19 protein-coding genes and 1 pseudogene are annotated in these 19,128 nt (G+C 70.8%); 10 read left to right on the top strand and 10 right to left on the bottom strand.

What is annotated here, in order from left to right; translation table 11 throughout:
* Positions 1 to 11: 11 nt before the first annotated feature.
* Positions 12 to 908 (bottom strand): GNAT family N-acetyltransferase, encoded by an 897-nt coding sequence (locus tag ABEG17_RS00630; RefSeq protein ID WP_406831313.1) that lies wholly within the window; start codon positions 906 to 908, stop codon positions 12 to 14.
* 114 nt (positions 909 to 1,022) lie between these two features.
* Here ABEG17_RS00630 and ABEG17_RS00625 point away from each other — a divergent pair, with 114 nt between their 5' ends.
* The 5 genes from ABEG17_RS00625 to leuA all read left to right on the top strand — a co-directional run bounded on the left by ABEG17_RS00625 (position 1,023) and on the right by leuA (position 6,604).
* On the top strand, positions 1,023 to 1,616 hold the full coding sequence (locus tag ABEG17_RS00625; RefSeq protein ID WP_406831312.1) for an ArsR/SmtB family transcription factor: 594 nt from the start codon (positions 1,023 to 1,025) through the stop codon (positions 1,614 to 1,616).
* Positions 1,613 to 2,869 carry an MFS transporter gene (locus tag ABEG17_RS00620; RefSeq protein ID WP_406831311.1) on the top strand — a complete coding sequence of 419 codons (1,257 nt, stop codon included), beginning with the start codon at positions 1,613 to 1,615 and terminating at the stop codon, positions 2,867 to 2,869. Before ABEG17_RS00625 ends, ABEG17_RS00620 begins: the two co-directional genes overlap by 4 nt.
* A 32-nt stretch (positions 2,870 to 2,901) precedes the next feature.
* The gene (locus ABEG17_RS00615) at positions 2,902 to 3,621 is read left to right on the top strand and encodes a GntR family transcriptional regulator (protein ID WP_406831310.1); all 720 of its coding nucleotides are present in this window, start codon (positions 2,902 to 2,904) and stop codon (positions 3,619 to 3,621) included.
* Positions 3,622 to 3,623: 2 nt separating this feature from the next.
* Complete coding sequence (locus ABEG17_RS00610; protein ID WP_406831309.1) at positions 3,624 to 4,661, top strand: 1-aminocyclopropane-1-carboxylate deaminase; 1,038 nt, start codon at positions 3,624 to 3,626, stop codon at positions 4,659 to 4,661.
* Positions 4,662 to 4,864: 203 nt separating this feature from the next.
* Positions 4,865 to 6,604, top strand: coding sequence for a 2-isopropylmalate synthase (gene leuA, locus ABEG17_RS00605; protein ID WP_406831308.1), 1,740 nt, complete (start codon positions 4,865 to 4,867; stop codon positions 6,602 to 6,604).
* An 85-nt stretch (positions 6,605 to 6,689) separates the two neighbouring features.
* On the opposite strand, the gene ABEG17_RS00600 is transcribed toward leuA, so the two are convergent.
* Together ABEG17_RS00600 and ABEG17_RS00595 are read right to left on the bottom strand one after the other, a co-directional pair.
* Positions 6,690 to 7,319 (bottom strand): alpha-ketoglutarate-dependent dioxygenase AlkB, encoded by a 630-nt coding sequence (locus tag ABEG17_RS00600; RefSeq protein ID WP_406831307.1) that lies wholly within the window; start codon positions 7,317 to 7,319, stop codon positions 6,690 to 6,692.
* A 48-nt stretch (positions 7,320 to 7,367) separates the two neighbouring features.
* A complete protein-coding gene (locus ABEG17_RS00595) occupies positions 7,368 to 8,603 on the bottom strand; it encodes an MFS transporter (protein WP_406831306.1) in 1,236 nt (411 codons plus the stop codon).
* 86 nt (positions 8,604 to 8,689) lie between these two features.
* Here ABEG17_RS00595 and ABEG17_RS00590 point away from each other — a divergent pair, with 86 nt between their 5' ends.
* Complete coding sequence (locus tag ABEG17_RS00590) at positions 8,690 to 9,583, top strand: LysR family transcriptional regulator (RefSeq protein ID WP_406831305.1); 894 nt, start codon at positions 8,690 to 8,692, stop codon at positions 9,581 to 9,583.
* Between the two features lie 27 nt (positions 9,584 to 9,610).
* On the opposite strand, the gene ABEG17_RS00585 is transcribed toward ABEG17_RS00590, so the two are convergent.
* Positions 9,611 to 10,108 (bottom strand): HIT family protein, encoded by a 498-nt coding sequence (locus ABEG17_RS00585; RefSeq protein ID WP_406831304.1) that lies wholly within the window; start codon positions 10,106 to 10,108, stop codon positions 9,611 to 9,613.
* Between the two features lie 78 nt (positions 10,109 to 10,186).
* On the opposite strand from ABEG17_RS00585, the pseudogene recO reads away from it, so the two are divergent.
* Both recO and ABEG17_RS00575 read left to right on the top strand, forming a co-directional pair.
* Positions 10,187 to 10,909, top strand: a pseudogene (recO, locus tag ABEG17_RS00580) (DNA repair protein RecO); the annotation flags it as partial.
* A gap of 170 nt (positions 10,910 to 11,079) precedes the next feature.
* A complete protein-coding gene (locus tag ABEG17_RS00575; RefSeq protein WP_406831303.1) occupies positions 11,080 to 11,862 on the top strand; it encodes an isoprenyl transferase in 783 nt (260 codons plus the stop codon).
* Here ABEG17_RS00575 and ABEG17_RS00570 read toward each other — a convergent pair whose 3' ends face one another.
* The 5 genes from ABEG17_RS00570 to ABEG17_RS00550 form a co-directional block, all read right to left on the bottom strand.
* Complete coding sequence (locus ABEG17_RS00570; protein ID WP_406831302.1) at positions 11,863 to 12,297, bottom strand: Fur family transcriptional regulator; 435 nt, start codon at positions 12,295 to 12,297, stop codon at positions 11,863 to 11,865.
* On the bottom strand, positions 12,294 to 13,307 hold the full coding sequence (locus tag ABEG17_RS00565; protein WP_406831301.1) for a metal ABC transporter permease: 1,014 nt from the start codon (positions 13,305 to 13,307) through the stop codon (positions 12,294 to 12,296). Before ABEG17_RS00565 ends, ABEG17_RS00570 begins: the two co-directional genes overlap by 4 nt.
* Positions 13,304 to 14,125 (bottom strand): metal ABC transporter ATP-binding protein, encoded by an 822-nt coding sequence (locus ABEG17_RS00560; RefSeq protein WP_406831300.1) that lies wholly within the window; start codon positions 14,123 to 14,125, stop codon positions 13,304 to 13,306. Before ABEG17_RS00560 ends, ABEG17_RS00565 begins: the two co-directional genes overlap by 4 nt.
* The gene (locus ABEG17_RS00555) at positions 14,122 to 15,069 is read right to left on the bottom strand and encodes a metal ABC transporter substrate-binding protein (RefSeq protein WP_406831299.1); all 948 of its coding nucleotides are present in this window, start codon (positions 15,067 to 15,069) and stop codon (positions 14,122 to 14,124) included. The genes ABEG17_RS00560 and ABEG17_RS00555 overlap by 4 nt, the downstream gene beginning before the upstream one ends.
* Positions 15,070 to 15,130: 61 nt before the next feature.
* The gene (locus ABEG17_RS00550) at positions 15,131 to 15,415 is read right to left on the bottom strand and encodes a DUF6703 family protein (RefSeq protein WP_406831298.1); all 285 of its coding nucleotides are present in this window, start codon (positions 15,413 to 15,415) and stop codon (positions 15,131 to 15,133) included.
* A 96-nt stretch (positions 15,416 to 15,511) separates the two neighbouring features.
* Between ABEG17_RS00550 and ABEG17_RS00545 the strand changes: the two genes are divergently transcribed.
* Both ABEG17_RS00545 and ABEG17_RS00540 read left to right on the top strand, forming a co-directional pair.
* Positions 15,512 to 16,903: a glycine--tRNA ligase gene (locus tag ABEG17_RS00545; protein WP_406831297.1), complete on the top strand. Its 1,392-nt coding sequence runs from the start codon at positions 15,512 to 15,514 to the stop codon at positions 16,901 to 16,903.
* 103 nt (positions 16,904 to 17,006) lie between these two features.
* Positions 17,007 to 18,656 carry a sigma factor-like helix-turn-helix DNA-binding protein gene (locus ABEG17_RS00540; RefSeq protein ID WP_406831296.1) on the top strand — a complete coding sequence of 550 codons (1,650 nt, stop codon included), beginning with the start codon at positions 17,007 to 17,009 and terminating at the stop codon, positions 18,654 to 18,656.
* On the opposite strand, the gene ABEG17_RS00535 is transcribed toward ABEG17_RS00540, so the two are convergent.
* Positions 18,653 to 19,093 carry a hypothetical protein gene (locus ABEG17_RS00535; RefSeq protein ID WP_406831295.1) on the bottom strand — a complete coding sequence of 147 codons (441 nt, stop codon included), beginning with the start codon at positions 19,091 to 19,093 and terminating at the stop codon, positions 18,653 to 18,655. The two genes, ABEG17_RS00540 and ABEG17_RS00535, sit on opposite strands and share 4 nt — an antisense overlap.
* Between the last annotated feature and the right edge of the window lie 35 nt (positions 19,094 to 19,128).

The following is a 19,128-nucleotide window of genomic DNA, read 5'->3' as shown; positions in this document are numbered from 1 at the left end:
CGCGTTCGGCGTCAGACGTCCGTCATCCAGTGCTGGTAGCTCTTCGTGACCCGCATGCCGACGTGTTCGTAGAGCGGCAGCGCGCCCGTCCGCGAGTCCGTGGACAGCTCGCTGCGGGTGGCGCCGTGCTCGCGAGCCTGTTCGAACGCGTCGACGAGCAGTGCCCGGGCTAGACCTCGGCCACGGTGGTCGGCACGCACCGCGAGCTGGTCGACGTAGCCGCATCCCTCCGCCACGATGGTGAACGCCACCCCGACCCGCGTGCCTCCCGGGTCGACAGCGAAGCGGATCTGCCAGGGCTCGAAGCCCGGGCGGAGCACGGTCCGGGCGGCCCAGTCGCCGAAGGCCGTCGGCTGGCGGTCGGGCCACTCGCTGAATGCGTCCTCGACGAGCTGGAAGGCGGCGTGCTTGTCCTCACCGGTGACCAGGTCGCGGACCGTGTAGCCGCGGGGGAGTGGCTGGGGCTCGATGCGGGCGCCCTCCGGCACGACCAATACCCACGACTTCCACCCCGTGCGGTGGCCGAGCGACTGGTAGAGGCGCTCGGCCGAGCTGCCCACCGGAACGGTCTGGCCGACCAGGGTGCCTCCGCGACGTCGCGAGCAGTCCTCCACCCACCGAGCCACCCAGGTCCCGATCCCGCGTCCTCGGTGGTCGGGGTGCACCGTGGCCTCGGCCCGGCGCGCCTTGTACACCTCGGCGGCCGCGACCAGCATCGAACCCTCGAAGACCCCGATGCTCTCCTGCGCCAGGTCGAAGCTCGGCCGCTGCCAGTCGCCCGCGATGTCCTCGGGCTCGATGGCCACCTCACCGGTGTCGGCGACCTCGGCGGCGGCGAACAGCTCGTACATCGCGTGGGCGTCCGACATCTCAAGGGGTCGGCAGGTGAGGCCGTCGGGGAGGTTCATGCCGACCATGGTGGCGATGCGGTCGACGGCCTGCACGTGCTTTTCGGGTCTGGTCGCGAGTGGGAAAACGTGAGAGTGTTCTCTCGAAATGGTTCTCTCACATCGAGGTGCGCGATGGCCAACCCGTACGACGACGTCGAGCTGACGCCACGCGGTATGCGTGCACTGGCCCACCCGACCAGGCTGGCCATCCTCAGCCGGTTGCAGAAGGCCGGCCCCAGCACCGCGACCGCCCTCGCACCCGAGGTGGGCGCAACGCCTTCGGTGACCAGCTGGCACCTGCGCCACCTGGCCGAGCACGGGCTGGTCAGGGACGCCGCGGTGGAGTCGGACGGACGGCAACGCTGGTGGGAGGCCGTGGGGCGCGGGTTCCGGTTCACCCCGCCCTCGGACGACGCCGGGCGCGATGCCGCCGCACTGCTCTCACGGATGATGTTCGACCAGGCGCGGGACCTGCCCGAGCAGTGGTCGCACGAGGTGGAGCCGTTGCTCGAGGACGTGTGGCGGCGTGCGGCAGGGCTGTCCAACACGACGATCGTCGCGACCGCCGCCGAGGTGGAGCGCATCGAGGCGGCTATCGAGGAAGTCCTCGCGCCATACGTGCTGCGCAAGTCCTCCGGCGAGACGGTGCCGGACGCACGCGCCGTCCGGCTGCTGCGCTACGTCCTCCCTGCGGCGGCCACCCCCGGAGCGGAGGACCAGGAGTGAGCTCGGCACCCCTGTGGCGGGACCGGAGGTTCGCGACCTACTGGGCAGGGCAGGGGATCTCGCAGTTCGGCGACCGCATCACCGAGCTGGCGATCCCCCTGATCGCCGTGACCTCCCTGCACGTCGGTGCCTCGACCGTGGGTCTGCTCACGGCGGCGGTCTGGGCGCCGAACCTGCTGTCCCTGCTCGTCGGCACCTGGGTCGACCACCACGTGCGCAAGCGACGGTTGCTCATCATCGCCGACGCCCTGCGGTGCCTCGTCCTGCTCAGCCTCCCGGTGGCGCACTGGCTCGGCGCGATCACCCTGGCCCAGCTGTTCCTCGTCGCCCTGCTCGCCGGGCTGGGGCAGGTGCTCTACCAGACGTCCTACCCCAGCTTCTTCGTCGGACTCGTCCGGCGAGACCAGTTCGTCGAGGCCAACAGCCTCCTCAGCGGGACCCGCTCGGCGTCCTTCGTCGCCGGGCCCGCGGTCGCCGGCGGCCTGATCCAGGCGGTGACCGCCCCGATCGCCATGCTCGTCGACGCCGTCACGTTCGCGGTCTCCGCCGTCCTCATCGGGCGGGTCAAGGTGCCCGACCTCCCCGTGGAGGCCGCAGACGCGTCCGGGCTCTGGCCGCGGGCCCGGGAGGGCATGGGGCTCGTGCTTCGCAACCCCTACCTACGCGCCAGCCTGGCGTGCGCCACGACGATCAACCTGTTCAACCTCATGGCGGGCACGCTGGTCATCCTGTACGCCAGTCGCGAGCTGGGCCTTTCGCCCAGTCTCATCGGCCTCGCGCTCGGCATCGGCGCGACCGGCGGGCTGCTGGGGACGGTCCTGGCCGGGCCGCTGTCCCGCAGGATCGGGATCGGCCGCACCATCGCCGTGGGCGCGGTGGTGTTCTCGGCTCCGTTCGCCTTGATGCCGTTGGCCCAGGGCCCAACATGGTCGCGGGCCGGCGTCCTCGCCCTCGTCGAATTCGTCTCGTCCCTCGGGGTGATGTGCCTGGACATCCCCCTCAACGCCCTGCAGACCGCAGTCACCCCGGACGGGGTCCGCAGCCGCGTCACCGGAGCGTTCTCGACGGTCAACTACGGCATCCGGCCGGCCGGGGCGGTGCTGGGAGGGCTGATGGGTGGCTGGATCGGCATCGCGCCGACGATGGTCGTGGCCGCCGTCGGCGGGTCGCTGTCGGCCCTGTGGTTGGTGCGCTCGCCGGTGATCACGACGCGGACTCTCGCCCAGCTCGACGACGTGGTGCTGACCGGTTGACAGGACCAGCATGCCGATATGCAATATATCGCGTGCCGGTTCCCGCAAGCAGGTCCTCGTCCCCACGTGCGCTCCTGCGCGACGACGTCCACCGCCGACTGCGCGACGCCATCGTCGACGGGACCCTGCAGCCCGGGGAGCAGCTGTACGACCGAGAGCTGGCGGCCTGGCTCGGCGTGAGCCGCACCCCCGTGCGCGAGGCGTTGCTCCGGCTCCAGCAGGCGGGGCTCGTCATCGCGCAGCCCGGACGGTCGACCGTCGTGGCCCCGCTCGACACCACGGCCGTCAGGGATGCCCAGGCGGTGGTCGCCGCCATGCACGAGCTGGCGGTCCGTGAGGCGGTCGACCTCCTGACCGCCCAGGACCTGGCCCAGATGCGAGCCGCGAACGACCGTTTCGCCGCGGCGCTGGCGGCGGGCGACCCGGACGCGGCGCTCGAGGCCGACGACGAGCTGCACGCCATACCGGTCAGGGCAGCGGCGAACGCCGCGGTCTCCGCGGTCCTCGAGCAGTTCACCCCGGTCCTGCGCCGCGTCGAGCGACTGCGCTTCGCCTCCTTGGCGGGGCGAAGGTCGGTCTCCCTGCACTCACAGCTCATCGGCCTCTGCGAGCGGGGCGAGGTGGAGGGCGCCGCTCGGGTGTCGTTCGAGACGTGGCAGACCCTCGCACCCCTGCTCGCGACCATGCACCTCGACCCCGGCCATGCCGAACACCACGACGACCGCAACGGCCCTGCGCCACAAGGAGACTGACCGTGTCCATCCACGACTTCCCGCGCCACCCCCTCACCTTCGGGCCGAGCCCGGTGCACCGCCTCGCCCGTCTCACCGAACACCTGGGTGGGGCGCAGGTCTGGGCCAAGCGCGAGGACGTCAACAGCGGCTTGGCCTTCGGTGGCAACAAGACTCGCAAGCTGGAGTACATCGTCCCGGACGTCCTCGCCTCGGGCGCCGACACCCTCGTGTCGATCGGTGGATACCAGTCCAACCACACCCGTCAGGTCGCCGCCGTCGCCGCGCACCTCGGGCTGAAGTGCCGGCTCGTCCAGGAGAAGTGGGTGGACTGGGACGACCCGGTGAACGACAAGGTGGGCAACATCCTGCTGTCGCGGATCATGGGTGCCGATGCCCGCCTCGACCCGCACGGCTTCGACATCGGCATCCGCTCGTCGTGGGAGGACGCGCTCCGAGAGGTCGAGGAGTCCGGCGGCACGCCCTACGGCATCCCGGCCGGCGCCAGCGAGCACCACCTCGGTGGGCTCGGTTTCGCCAACTGGGCGTACGAGGTGGTCGAGCAGGAGCAGCAGCTCGGCGTCTTCTTCGACACCGTCGTCGTGTGCACGGTGACCGGCTCGACCCACGCCGGGATGATCGCCGGGTTCGCTGCCCTCGAGGACGCCGGCGGCCGCCCGCGCCGCGTGATCGGCATCGACGCCTCCGCGACCATCGACAAGACGCGCGACCAGGTGCGTCGGATCGCACAGCACACTGCCGACCTCATCGGCCTGGGTCGCGACCTGCGCGAGGACGAGGTCAGCGTGCTCGAGGGGTGGGCGGGCGATCTCTACGGCATCCCGGTCGAGTCGACGATCGAGGCGATCAGGCTGAGCGGGCGGCTCGAGGGCATGATCATCGACCCCGTCTACGAGGGGAAGTCGATGGCGGGCCTCGTCGACCTCGTGTCGTCCGGGGACATCCCGCGCGACTCGACCGTCCTCTATGCCCACCTCGGGGGCCAGCCGGCGCTCAACGCCTACTCGGGCATCTTCGACGAGGGCTGGGGCGCGCGGTGAGCGTCCGGATCGTGGGCCGAGGGGCAGGCGCGATGGACGTATGGCGCGCACGCGGCATACCCTCCATGTGTGCGTTTCTCGCGCCTCCTTCTTCGCCGCCGCGGCGGGGCCTGACCGATCAGCCGCCCCTCGTCGCGGAGTAGCGTTGCCCTGGCTGAGGTTCTGACTGAACCACCCAGCAACGAATCGATAGGCGAGAGAACATGATTCATCCCCAGCAGCCGTCAGGGATGCCGGTAGCGAAGTACGTCCCCTTCCAGGACCAGATCGTGGTCGACCTTCCCGACCGCACCTGGCCGACCAAGGTCTTGGAGAAGGCGCCGCGGTGGTGCGCCGTCGACCTCCGCGACGGCAACCAGGCCCTCATCGACCCGATGAGCCCCGACCGCAAGAAGCGGATGTTCGAGCTCCTGGTGCGGATGGGCTACAAGGAGATCGAGGTCGGGTTCCCCTCGGCGAGCCAGACGGACTTCGACTTCGTGCGCATGCTCATCGAGGACGACATGATCCCCGACGACGTGACGATCCAGGTGCTGACGCAGTGCCGCGACCACCTCGTCGAGCGGACCTTCGACGCGATCCGCGGGGCCAAGCAGGCCATCGTGCACTTCTACAACTCGACGTCGGTGCTGCAGCGTCGCGTCGTCTTCGGGCTCGACCAGGACGGCATCGTCGACATCGCCCTCCAGGCCGCCCGCCTGTGCCGCAAGCTCGAGGAGACCATCCCCGACACGGTCGTCTACTACGAGTACAGCCCCGAGTCCTACACCGGCACCGAGCTCGAGTTCGCGGTCCGGATCTGCAACGAGGTCGCTGACGTCATCGACCCGACGCCCGACCACAAGATGATCATCAACCTCCCGGCGACCGTGGAGATGGCGACGCCCAACGTCTACGCCGACTCGATCGAGTGGATGGTCCGCCACCTCGACCGGCGCGACTCCATCGTTGTGAGCCTGCACCCGCACAACGACCGTGGTACCGGTGTCGCGGCGGCCGAGCTGGGTTATCTCGCCGGCGCCGACCGCATCGAGGGCTGCTTGTTCGGCAACGGTGAGCGCACCGGCAACGTCGACCTGGTCACCCTCGGGATGAACCTCTTCAGCCAGGGCATCGACCCGCAGATCGACTTCTCCGACCTCGACGAGATCCGCCGGACCGTCGAGCACTGCAACCAGCTGCCCGTCGCAGAGCGGCACCCGTGGGGCGGCGACCTCGTCTTCACGGCGTTCTCCGGCTCGCACCAGGACGCGATCAAGAAGGGCTTCGAGGACATGGAGCGCCAGGTGGCCTCCTCCGGCAAGCCGATCGACGAGCTCGTCTGGGGCGTCCCCTACCTGCCCATCGACCCGCACGACGTCGGCCGTTCCTACGAGGCCGTCGTCCGCGTCAACAGCCAGTCCGGCAAGGGCGGGGTCGCCTACATCCTCAAGGCCGAGCACCAGCTCGACCTGCCGCGTCGCCTGCAGATCGAGTTCAGCGGCGTCGTCCAGGCCAAGACCGACACCGAGGGCGGCGAGGTCAGCCCGGCCCAGCTGTGGAGCGTCTTCCAGGACGAGTACCTGCCGGCGGTCGACGGCGCGGCCAACGCGTGGGGACGGTTCACCCCGATCAGCCATGCGCTGGAGAGCCAGGCCGGCGGTGCCGACCGCATCGTCGCCACCATGCTCGACAACGGCGTCGAGGTGACCATCGAGGGCTCCGGCAACGGCCCCATCGCGGCCTTCATCGACGCCCTGTCGACGGTGGGCGTCGACGTGCGGGTCCTCGACTATGCCGAGCACGCCCTGTCATCCGGTGGTGACGCCCGCGCGGCTGCGTACGTCGAGTGCGCCGTCGGCGACCGGGTCCTGTGGGGTGTCGGGCTGCACAGCTCGATCGTCAAGGCCTCGCTCACCGCGGTGCTGTCTGCGGTCAACCGCGCGCTTCGCGAGCAGGGCTGACAACGCACCGACGTGCAGTGGGCGGCGACCGCCGGTACCCCGGCGGGTGCCCTCGGGCACCTGACCCCACTGCACGTCGGTACCGTCAGCGAACCCCGCGCGGGCGGAACTGGATCGAGATGCGTGGCCCCACGGCGTCCTTGGTCTTCGGTATGGCGTGGTCCCAGGTGCGCTGGCACGAGCCACCCATGACGATGAGGTCGCCGTGGCCCAGTGAGAAGCCGATCGACTCGCCGCCGCCCCGTGGGCGGAGCATCAGGGACCGGGCCGACCCGATCGACAAGATCGCGACCATCGTGTCCTGGTCCTTGGAACGCCCGATGCGGTCGCCGTGCCACGCGACGGAGTCGCGGCCGTCGCGGTAGAGGCACATGCCGGCGCTGACGAACCGCTCACCCAGCTCTGCTGCATACCAGTGGCTGAGCTGGTCGCGGGCGTCGGTGAGGATGCGGTGGGGGAGCCGCTCACCCTCGGCGTAGAACTTGAGCAGGCGAGGGGTGTCGACGATCCGGTCGTACATCTCGCGCTTCTCGGCGTACCAGGGGACGTCACGGTGGAGCGCGTCGAAGAGCTGTTCGGCGCCTCCCAGCCAGCCGGGTCGGTAGTCGACCCAGGCGCCTCGGCTGAGCTCGGTGCGGGTCAGGCGGGTGTCGAGCCCGTGCAGCTCGATCTCGTCGGCGGTGTCGAGGAGGGACCCCTGCAGTGCCATGGCCATGGGGAGAGCATAACCCGCATTCGAACACCTGTCCTATGTGGCGCGGAGCTACGTGGCGGACCGGGCGAGCAACCGCGTGGTCGAGACCATGACGGCGACGAGCACGATCGCGGCGAACACGACGAGGACTGCGGGAGCGCTGAAGAAGGTCAGGGCCACGCCCGCTGCCACCACGGGGACCGTGATCCCGGCGTAGGCGGCGAGGAACATGCCGGCGAGCGTCTCTCCGCGGTTCTCGGGTGACGAGACCGTCGCCGCGGTCGTGATGGCGACGTTGAAGACCAGGCCCACACCGGCGCCGGCCAGGGCACCGGCCACGGTGAAGACCGGGAGCGACGTGGTCCACGCCCCGATGGCGACGAGGAGGAGGCCGACCGACATGGCTGCCATGCCCGTCCTCAGCCGGTCGGACACGTCGCGTGACCCGAGAGCGATCTGGGAGACCGCCGAGGCCCCGATGACGCCGAAGACGATGGATCCGGTCAGCAGGCGCGAGTGCAGCCCGAGCGTGCCGCCGACGAAGCTGGCCGTCAGTGACGTGAACACGCCGAGCACCGAGAACGCCGCCGCGGCGGCGACGGCTGCGGCGGAGAAGTGCGGCCGCGCGTCGGGTTCCACGCTGACGCGCTGCGGGTGGTACGGCGGTCGAACGGCCGGGCGCTCGACCGTCTCGGGTGCGAGCAGAAGCGCCGAGAAGGCCAGGGCGAGCAGGGCGATCCACACGGCATACGGCACGGTCAGCGGGTGGGGGAGGAACTGCGTCAGCAGGCCCGAGACCAGTGGCCCGAGGGCGAGCCCCCCGGTGTTGACGGCGCCGGCGACGACCGAGGCGAAGCGCCCGTCGGCGTCGGGGCGGCCGACGGCGTGCAGCTCGGCCAGGTGGGCGGTGGCGGTCGCAGTGACGGCGCCGATACCGAGTCCGCAGAGGAAGCGCGCCGTGAGCAGGCTGCCCGTGTCCTGGAGCAGGACGAACAGCACCGCGCTGACCAGCTCGACGGCGGTCGCGGCCAGGAGCACCCGGCGCCGACCGAGGTAGTCGCTCACGTGCCCGGCGAGGTAGAGCCCGCTCATGACCCCAAGGCCGTAGGCCGCGAAGATGAGTGTGATGACGAAGGTGGGGAAGCCGTCGTGCTGCTGGTAGAGCGGGTAGAGCGGGGTCGGCAGCGTCGTGAACGCCATGAGCACCGTGAAGGCGCCCACCACGATCCAGAACCCGCGGCGGTGGCGGGCCCTCGAGGCGGTGTCGGGGGACACGCCGGTGGGGAGCTGGCTGGTCGTCGTCATGGGTCCAGCGTGCGCCCTGGGCATTCATCGTGTCCAACGAGCATTGTCAGTCGCATCAATCGACGTGACTGATGAATGATGCTGCTATGGAGACCAGGCACCTTGAGTACTTCGTCGCCGTCGCAGAGGAGCTGAGCTTCACCCGTGCAGCAGAGCGCCTCCACGCCGTGCAGTCGACCATCTCGTCGGGGATCGCCGTGCTGGAGCGCGAGGTGGGGACGGCCCTGTTCACCCGGTCGACCCGTCACGTCGCCCTCACCGGGGCCGGCGCCGAGCTGTTGGCGACGGCGCGGACAACGCTGGAGGCCGTGGGGCAGATGCGCAGCGTCGGGGCACGGGCGACCGGCACGGTCACCGGCTCGCTTCGCGTGGGGATGCTCACCAACCTCGAGTCCCTGGGACTCCCCGAGATATTCGGAGCCTTCCGCCGCACCAACCCGGGCGTCGAGATGTCGATGCGCACGTCGCCGCGTGGGTCGACCGGCCTCGTCGACGACGTGCGCCGCTCCCGAGTCGATGTCGCCTTCTGCGGGCTGTCGCTCGACGAGCTCAGCGGCGTCCATGCGAGGGTGCTGAGGCGTCAGCCGTTCGTCGCCCTCCTGCCGGGGGTTCACGCGCTGTCGGGCCAGGACTCGGTGGCCATGAGTGACCTGCTGGACGACGACTTCGTCGAGATGCCAACGGGATTCGGCACGCGGAAGGTCGTGGACGAGTGGTTCCGGGCGGCAGGTCTGCGCCGTCGGGTAACCCTCGAGGTGCCCGACCTGTCGACCGTGCCCGACTACGTCGCAGCGGGCTTCGGCGTGGCCGTCGTCCCGCAACAGACTGCCGACGACGCTCATGCCGGTGGCGTGGTCGTGCTGCCACTCGTCGAGGAGCTCGTCTGGGAGCTGTCGGTCATCGCCCGGTCAGAGGGGCGGTCGCCGGCGGTCGACGCCCTCCTCGCGCACCTCGCTCGGACACTCCCGACTCCGACCTGAGGTCACCGGGCCGGGGGGCGCGGCGGGTCAGGACAACCGTGGCCCAAGGCCTTGGACGAGACGGTCCAGCTCGGCCACGAGTTCCCGGCGCAGGTCGTCGTGCTGCGGGCCGAGCACGGTGTCGGGCTCCGGTGCCCGCCACCGCTCGATCGGGTGCAGCGCCACCGGGCGCCAGGTGTGCTCCGGGCCCTCCCACTCGTACCTCGGCCAGACGTGCGCGTGGAGGAAGGCGTCGTGGTTGCCCTGGATCTCGAGGTTGATCCGCCGGAACCCGGGGTCGCGCCGCGCGCAGACCCTCTGCACCGCCTCGCCGAGCAGCTCCATGTCGGCGAGGAACTCGATCCGGCGGGGTCGCGGCAGGTCCGTGAGCCGGTCGACACCCGGGGTGTCGGTGACGAGCACGCAGTAGCCGGGGAGGAACTGCACGTCACCCATCACGGCGAACCCCGCCTCCAGCCGCCGCAGCACCGTGGGGTTCTCACCGCGCAGGGCCGCGCCCACCCTGTCCCGCCGCCAGTCCGTCATGGGCGGCGAGGGTACGGCACCAGTGCGGCGACGGCACCGCCTCCCGGGCTCCCGCGCTCGGTGGGAGACAATGGGTGCATGCCCCTGTACCGCGACGAAGGCATCGTCCTACGCACCCAGAAGCTGGGCGAGGCCGACCGCATCGTCACCCTCCTCACACGGGGGCTGGGCAAGGTCCGCGTCGTCGGCAAGGGCGTCCGTCGCACCAAGAGCCGCTTCGGCGCCCGCCTCGAGCCGGCGATGATGGTCGACGTCCAGTGCTACGAGGGGCGCAACCTCGACACCGTGACCCAGGCGGAGTCGCTGGCCTCCTGGGGCGACGTCCTCGCCCGTGACTACACGACCTACACCGCGGCCGCCGCGATGCTCGAGACGGCTGACCGGCTGACCGAGGAGCGCGAGCCCAACCTGCAGCAGTACCTCCTGCTCCAGGGCGCCCTGCGCTCCATGGCCGAGAGTGCCCACGACCCCGGTCTCGTCCTCGACGCCTACCTCCTGAGGGCGCTCGCGGTCGCCGGCTGGGCGCCGAGCTTCCACGACTGTGCGCGCTGTGGCGCACCGGGTCCGCACCGTGCGTTCAACCTCGCTTCCGGAGGCACCGTGTGCTCGGTATGCCGCCCGCCGGGCTCGGCTGCGCCGGCGCCCGAGACGCTGGCCCTCCTCGCTGCACTGCTGGCGGGGGACTGGTCGATCGCCGATGCCTCCAGCGGGCGCCACCGTCGTGAGGGCAGTGGTCTGGCCAGCGCGTTCCTGCAGTGGCACCTGGAGCGTGGTGTGCGATCGTTGCGCCTCGTGGACCGCCGGGACCCTGATGCCGTGAACCCGTCCCACTCCCGCGTGACGTGGTCGGCCGTGCCCCTGACCGCGGCCGAGGCCGACGTCCCGCCCGCCGCCACGACGAGTCTCGACGAGGCGCTCGCCGCCGTCACCAAGGTCGACCAGGCGCACGCCGCGGCGCAGGCGGCGCAGGCGTGAGCGCGGCATACGCGAAGCCGTTCCCCCACCCGAGCGGCGCCCAACCCCCAGCTCTCCCAAGGGAGCTCGTGCCCCACCACGTCGCTGTGGTCATGGACGGCAACGGCCGCTGGGCCAACCAGAGGGGTCTTGCCCGCACCAAGGGCCACGAGGCCGGTGAGGCCGCGCTCCTCGACGTCGTCGCGGGGGCCATCGACATCGGCGTGACCCACCTGTCGGCCTATGCGTTCTCGACCGAGAACTGGAAGCGCAGCCCCGACGAGGTGCGCTTCCTCATGGGGTTCAACCGCGACGTCATCCGCCGGCGGCGTGACCAGCTCCACGAGTGGGGCGTGCGGATGCGCTGGGTCGGGCGCCGGCCACGGCTGTGGGGATCGGTCATCAAGGAGCTCGAGACGGCGCAGGAGCTCACCAAGGACAACACCGGGCTGACCCTCTACTTCTGCGTCAACTATGGCGGCCGCGCGGAGATCGCCGACGCGGTGCAGCGGATCGCCGAGCAGGTGCAGCGCGGCAAGCTCAAGCCGGGGTCGATCGACGAGAAGACGATCGCTCGTCATCTGCCCGAGCCGGACATGCCGGACGTCGACCTGTTCGTGCGCTCGTCGGGGGAGCAGCGCACGAGCAACTTCCTGCTGTGGCAGAGCGCGTACGCCGAGATGGTCTTCCAGGACACGCTCTGGCCCGACTACGACCGACGGCACCTGTGGCAGGCGATCCAGACGTATGCCGAGAGGGACCGCCGGTACGGCGGCGCGGTGGACCTCCCGACCAGCTGACTAGTGCGAGCAGTCGGCGCAGGTGCCGAAGATCTCGAGGGTGTGGTGCACGTCGGTGAACCCGTGCTGGGTGCTGACCTTGGTCGCCCAGGCCTCGACGGTCGGGCCCTCGACCTCGACGGTGCGCCCGCAGTCGCGGCACACGAGGTGGTGGTGGTGCCCGGTCGAGCAGGCGCGGTAGACCGCCTCGCCCTCGTCGGTGCGCAGCATGTCGATCTCGCCGTCCGCGGCCATCGCCTGGAGGTTGCGGTAGACCGTGGCCAGCCCGACCTTGTCGCCGCCGTCGCGCAGCAGCGCGTGCAGCTCCTGGGCGGAACGGAACTCGCCGGTGTCGGCGAGCACCGCCGCGACAGCAGCCCGCTGGCGGGTGGGCCGACGGGCGCCCTCGACGGCATCGGGGGCGGTCGAGGGGGTGCGTTCCTGGACTCCGGTCATCGCGGTGCCGTCTCCTTCGGTGCGAGATCGCCGTGGTCGTGCCCATCGGGGGCGTGCTCGTCGTAGTGGCCCTCGTGCGGTGCGTGCCGGTGGCCGTCGTGGACGTAGTCGACGTGGTCGTCATGGGCCAGGGCCGTGTGGCCGCAGCCGGGTCCGTGCTCGTGGTCGTGGCGTTCGGCGAGGCGGTGACGGGCTGCCCTGGCCTTGGCGCCCAGGGCGCCCACCGTGGCGACGACGACGAACGCACCGATGGCGAGCAGGACGATCGTTCCCCCCGAGGGCGTCTCCGCGTAGTACGAGGCGATCACCCCGCCCACGCTGGACAGGACCCCGACCAGGACGGCCCAGCGGACCGACGCCTTGAAGCTGCGGCCCAGGAGCTGGGCAGTGGCGTTGGGGATGATCATCAGGGCGCTGATGAGGAGCAGCCCCACGACCCGCATGGAGACGACGACCGTCACCGCCGTGAGGATCGCCAGGGCGATGTTGAGGGCCGTCACCGGCAGACCGCTGGCGCGGGCGTACTCCTCGTCGTTGGCGACGGCGAACAACCACGGCCGCAGCAGCCACGTGGCCAGCAGCACGACGACGGTGAGAGCGGCGAAGACCCACAGGTCGTTCTGGTCCGCGGTCGTGATCGCCCCGAAGAGGTATGCCGTGAGGTTGGCCGGGCTGCTGCTCGGCGACTTGGCGATGATCACCACACCGGCGGCGATGCCGCCGTAGAACATCACGGCGAGGGCGATGTCGCCGCTGGTGCGGCCCCGGCTGCGGATCAGCTCGATGGCCACCGCTGCGGCCACGGCGAAGAGCAGTGCCGTCAGCACCGGTGCCTGACCGGTGAGGAGGCCGACCGCGACACCGGCGAGGGCGACGTGGCCCATGCCGTCACCGATGAGGGACAGTCGCCGCTGCACGAGGAAGACCCCGACGAGGGGTGCCGCGATGCCGACCAGCAGGGCGGCGACGAGGGCCAGTCGCATGAAGTCCAGGGAGAGGATCTCGCTCATCGACGCGCTCCTTCACGAGGGTCGAGCGGACCCGCCGACGGGGCTCCCTGGAGGCGGGTGCGCCTGGAGTCGGGCTCGTCGTCGGGGTGATGGTGGTGGTGGTCCGGCGCGAAGCTGCCTGTGCGGGAGGCGAACTCGTCCGGTGTGCCGTCGAAGGCGATCTGCCCACCCTGCACCAGCACGATGCGCGTGACGATGCCGGCCAGGGCTGCGAGCTCGTGCGTCACGATGACCATCGTCGTCCCGCGAGCGGCCAGGCGGGCCAGGACGTCCGAGAGCACGTGCTGGTTGGCCGCGTCGACCCCCGCTGTGGGTTCGTCCATCAGGAGGACGTCGGGGTCGGACGCCAGGGCTCGGGCGATGAGCACCCGCCGCTGCTGGCCGCCAGAGAGGGTCGAGACGTCGGCGCGGGCGCGATCCGAGAGCCCGACGACGTCGAGCGCCTTGTCGATGATGGCGCTGTCCTGGGCGCTGCGGACGACCGGGCGCCACCAGCGGTGATGCGACAGGCGGCCCACCGCGACGATCTCCTCGACGGTCGCACGCACGGAGGCCGAGAGGGTGTGTCGCTGCGGGACGTAGCCCAGCCGGGAGAAGTCGTGGAACAAGTCGCGGGGCTGACCGAACAGCCGCACCTCACCGCCGAGCTGGTCGTTGAGCCCCAGCAGCCCACGCACCAGCGTGGACTTGCCCGAACCGTTGGGACCGAGCACGGCGACCACCTCGCCGGCGGCCACGGTGAGGTCGACCGGCTGGACGATGGTCTGGTCGGCGTAGCCGAAGGATGCCCGGCGCAGCTCGATGATCGGTGCGGTCATGAGCACTCCTGTCCCGCTTCGAGCGTCGCCAGGTTGGCCCGCATGACGCTGGGGTAGTCCTGACCCGCCGACTTCGTGGTGATGCCCTCGATGGGGTCGAGCACGGCCAGTCTGGCACCGGTCTCACGTGACAGGGTCTTGGCGACGTCCTCGCTCACGAGCGTCTCCGCATACACCGTCGTCGCACCGCTCTCCCGGACGTGGGCGGAGAGGTCCGCCAGGGCCGAGGGGCTGGGCTCGGTGTCCGGCGTGAGGCCGCTGATGCTCTCCTGGGTCAGGCCGTACGCCTCGGAGAGGTAGCCGAACGCCGCGTGCGAGGTGACGAGGTCCTTGATCCTGCAGGACCTCAGCCCGGCCCTGAACTCGCCGTCGAGCGTGGTCAGCTGGGCGCGGAAGGCCTTGGCGTTGGCCGTGTATGCCGCGGCGTTGGCCGCGTCCCGCTTGCCCAGCTCGGTGGCGATGGCGTCCCCGACGTCCGCGTAGCGCATCGGGTCGAGCCAGAAGTGCGGATCCTTCGCAGCTCCCGCGTGGTCGGAGTGCTGCTGGTCGGACTCGCCGGCGTGGTCGTGGCCGTCTCCGGTGGCGAGGAGGTCGAGGCGGGCGGCGGGGGCGACGTCGAAGGCGGTGTGGGGGGCCTCGCTCCTGACGGCGTCGTCGACCGCGGGCTGGAAGCCCTTCTCGTAGACGACCAGGTCCGCCAGGGCGACGGCGCCGACCTGCCGAGGGTTGAGCTCGAGGTCGTGCGGCTCGGCGCCCGGCTTGGTCAGGGCCTGGACCCGGACGTGGTCCCCGCCGATCTGGGAGACGGCGTACTCCAAGGGGTAGAAGGCGGCGGCGACGGAGACCTTGCCGTCATCGGAGCCCGACCCGCCGGTCGACCCGCAGGCGGACACCGCGGCGACGGCGATGACGGCGGCACTCAGGCCGACGAGTCGGGAGGTCATGACGACCATTCTCATCGCGAATGAGAACCATTGTCAAAACACTGAGACCCAGAGGTCGTCGTCAGCTGCGCGGGAACGCCTGCGTGATCGTGATGGCCACGGCGATGAGCACGATGGTCAGGCGCATCATCCGCTGTGTGGAGTCCATCGTCGGCCAGGCGAGGTAGAGGGTCCACAGCAGGAACAGGACGACGAGCAGCAGCAGCAGCCAGCCCCAGCCGGGGACGAACAGGCCCGCGAGCATCAGCGCCAGGATGACGAGGAAGGGCACGAAACGGGGGAGCGCGTTCAGCCGCTCCACGAGGGGGAGGCTGGCTCGCTGGATGGACTCACGCAGGGAGGACACGCAGGAAACCCTAGATGGTGGCTGGGGCGCGGTGCTCCAGCGGCCGCACGGCACACCCCGTCGAGAGGTGGGAGGCCGCACAGTAACCTTGCGCGCATGGCCGCACCCTCCACCGTTGACACCGTCGTCTCCCTCTGCAAGCGACGGGGGTTCGTGTTCCCCTGTGGCGAGATCTACGGCGGGACGAGGTCGGCCTGGGACTACGGCCCGCTGGGCGTGGAGCTCAAGGAGAACATCAAGCGGCAGTGGTGGAAGAGCACCGTCACCAGCCGCGACGACGTCGTCGGCCTCGACTCCTCGGTGATCCTGCCCCGCCAGACGTGGGAGGCCTCCGGCCACGTGGCGACGTTCTCCGATCCACTCGTCGAGTGCCTGTCGTGCCACAAGCGGTTCCGTGCCGACCACCTCCAGGAGGCCGTCGCCGAGAAGAAGGGCATCGCCGACCCCGACGACGTCAAGCTCGTCGACATCGCCTGCGGCAACTGCGGGACCCGGGGCCAGTGGACCGAGCCGCGCCAGTTCTCCGGCCTGCTGAAGACCTACCTCGGTGTCGTCGAGGACGAGTCCGGCCTGCACTACCTGCGCCCCGAGACCGCGCAGGGCATCTTCCTCAACTTCCTCAACGTCATGCAGTCGGCGCGCAAGAAGCCGCCGTTCGGCATCGCGCAGACCGGCAAGAGCTTCCGCAACGAGATCACGCCGGGCAACTTCATCTTCCGCACCCGCGAGTTCGAGCAGATGGAGATGGAGTTCTTCGTCAAGCCGGGTGAGGACGAGGAGTGGCACCAGTACTGGATCGACGAGCGCACCCGGTGGTACACGGATCTCGGCATCAACCCCGACAACCTGCGCCACTACGAGCACGCCCAGGAGAAGCTCAGCCACTACTCCAAGCGCACCGTCGACATCGAGTACCGCTTCAGGTTCGCGGGCAGCGAGTGGGGCGAGCTCGAGGGCATCGCCAACCGCACCGACTTCGACCTCAAGACGCACAGCGAGCACTCCGGCACCGACCTCGTCTACTTCGACCAGGCCAGCGGTGAGAAGTACACGCCCTACGTCATCGAGCCGGCCGCCGGTCTCTCACGCTCGCTGATGACCTTCCTCGTCGACGCCTACACCGAGGACGAGGCCCCGAACACCAAGGGTGGCGTCGACAAGCGCGTCGTCCTCAAGCTCGACAAGCGACTGGCCCCGGTCAAGGCCGCAGTCCTTCCGTTGTCGCGCAATGCCGACCTCTCGCCCAAGGCGCGCGACCTGGCGGCCACCCTGCGCCAGCACTGGAACATCGACTTCGACGATGCCGGCGCCATCGGCCGCCGCTACCGTCGCCAGGACGAGATCGGCACGCCGTTCTGCATCACCGTGGACTTCGACACCCTCGACGACCACGCAGTGACGATCCGGGAGCGCGACACCATGGCCCAGGAGCGGGTTTCGCTCGACCAGGTCGAGTCCTACCTCGGGGCACGCCTGCTCGGCTGCTGACGCCTGTCCTTCGACGGCCGTGACCCATCCGTGGGTTACTGGGTGACGAACACCCACGCACCGCGCTGACGTCCGTCGGTGCAGGCGGGCCGACGGAGGTGGCATGCAGCACGAGGTGGATGCCGACTTCGCCCGCTACGTGCGGGCGCGGCAGCGAGGGCTGCTGCGGTCTGCATACCTCGTCTGCGGCGACCAGCGGGCGGCGCAGGACGTCGTCGAGGGAGCCCTGGCCACGGTCGCCGGGCGCTGGTCGCGGGTGAAGGAGTACCCGGACACGGTGGTCCGGCGCCATCTCTACCGCGACGCCATCGCCGCTGCGAAGCGTGCCCGCCGCGAGTCGCTGGCAGCGGAGCTGGCGGCCCATGCGGGGGCCGCGACTGCCGATGCGGCGGCCGACCACCGCTCGGGCGACCTCCTGCGGGCGCTGGACGCGCTGAGCCCCCAGCAACGCGCGCTCGTGGTGCTGCGCCATGTCGACCAGCGCAGCGAGGCTGGTGCCGCCGAGGTGCTGGGGGAGTCCGTCAGTGACGTCACGCGCCAGACGGAGGCGGCGGTGGCGCTCCTCGGCGCGGCAGGTACCCGTGACCTCGGTGAGCAGCTCGAGGTAGCCAGCCAGGCGGTGGTCGAGATCGACCTTGCCGAGCGGGCCTGGGGGACTGCGTTGTCGAGGCGACGGGTACGGCGTCGTCGGCTCTTCTCGGCGGTGGCCGGCGTGGCGGCCGTCGCGGTGGTCCTCGCGGTGGCCCGAGGGGTCGACCGCAGCAGCGACCCGCCGGTGCCGGTCCCCACGACGGCGACCACGGCGCCGGTCAAGCGGCTGCCGGACGGCACGATGTATGCGGCGATGCCCCTGGAGGGTGCCGAGGACGAGCTCCCCGACTACGACGCGGGACTGCCCTCGGCGATCGACCCTCGAGGTCGCGCGGTGAGGCTGTCGACGCTCGGGGCACCCCCGCCCTCGGTGGTGGCGGTCTACCTGCGCAGGGCGGGGACGCACTACCGCGCAGTCCTGGTGCCGAAGGACCGCACGCAGGTCGTCGTCGACAACCTCGACCTCGTGCCGACCCGTGACGCCGATGGCAACCAAGGAGCTCCGTTGGGGCCCAAGGCGATCAGCTCCGACGGGCAGTGGGTGGTCTTCCCCCAGCCGGGCGCGGTGGTGCGCCTCGACCTGGCCACCGGGAAGGTCGACCGGTATGCCGTGCCGGCCCAGGACCTCCAGGTCGCCGGTTGGGGGCAGGGGCGCACGGTCGCCGCCCGCTCCACCACCCGGGCGTGGACGCTCGACCTCACGCGGGGTGGTGCGCGGGCAGTCGCCGCGACGATGCCCGCGCCCATCACCGAGGGCGTCGGGCTGCCGGTCACGCAGCTCGTGGGGGAAGCGGTCTCCGCTGGTCGCTGGTCGGCCAGCGGCGCGATGCTCGACCAGCTCGTGACCTCATCGGTGATCGTGCGCGGCAACGGCCCGATCTACCAGGGCCTGGTCGCGGTGGATGCTGAGACGCGTTCCGGCAGGGTGCTGCTCGCGCCGGAGTCTCCGGACGGCCGGACCGGGCGGTCGGTCGGGTGCTGCACGGTGCTGGCCTGGGCGGACCCGTCGACGTTGTTGTTCCGGTCGACGGGGTACGACGGGTCGTGGGTCCTGGCCTGGGACGTCGAGACCGGCCGGGTGTACGACGTGACGCGGCTCGACCAGGGCGGCGGCGTCGACTACCCGAGAGCCCTGGCTCTCGCCGTGGGCAGCCGAGGCTAGTGCCCAGGGCCGGTGGCGCGTGGTTGGCGCAGGGTGCCGACCAGCACCGCGGCCACCACCGCGGCACCGACCAGTCCGGCAGTGCTCACCAGCAGCGTGAACGCCAGGATCGTCATGACCAGCAGGACGGTGGCGACCACCGTGGCAGCGGGCGCGGTGCCCTGACCCGCGCGTTGGGCGCGGACGGCCAGGACGACCGCAGCGGTCGGAGCCGCCAGCGCAACGACGTTGATGGCTGCGACGAGCAGCAGTCCCTGGGCCAGGCTCGGGTGGGCGGTGCCCCTCGCCGGCGCGAGGTCGACGCCCAGGAGCGAGGCGAGGCCCAGCAGGACACCGATCGAGCCCACGAGCCCGACCGGGACCAGGCCGATGCAGACCCAGGCCCAGCGCACCGTTCGGCTGGGGTGGGACGCGCTTCGCGTTCGGGTCTCGTGCACCGGGCACCTCCTTGCCGACGTCTGTCGACCGCTCC

The sequence above is a fragment of the Pedococcus sp. KACC 23699 genome (assembly GCF_045348425.1).
Lineage (GTDB): Bacteria > Actinomycetota > Actinomycetes > Actinomycetales > Dermatophilaceae > Pedococcus.
This window is presented reverse-complemented; position numbering and strand designations above follow the sequence as displayed.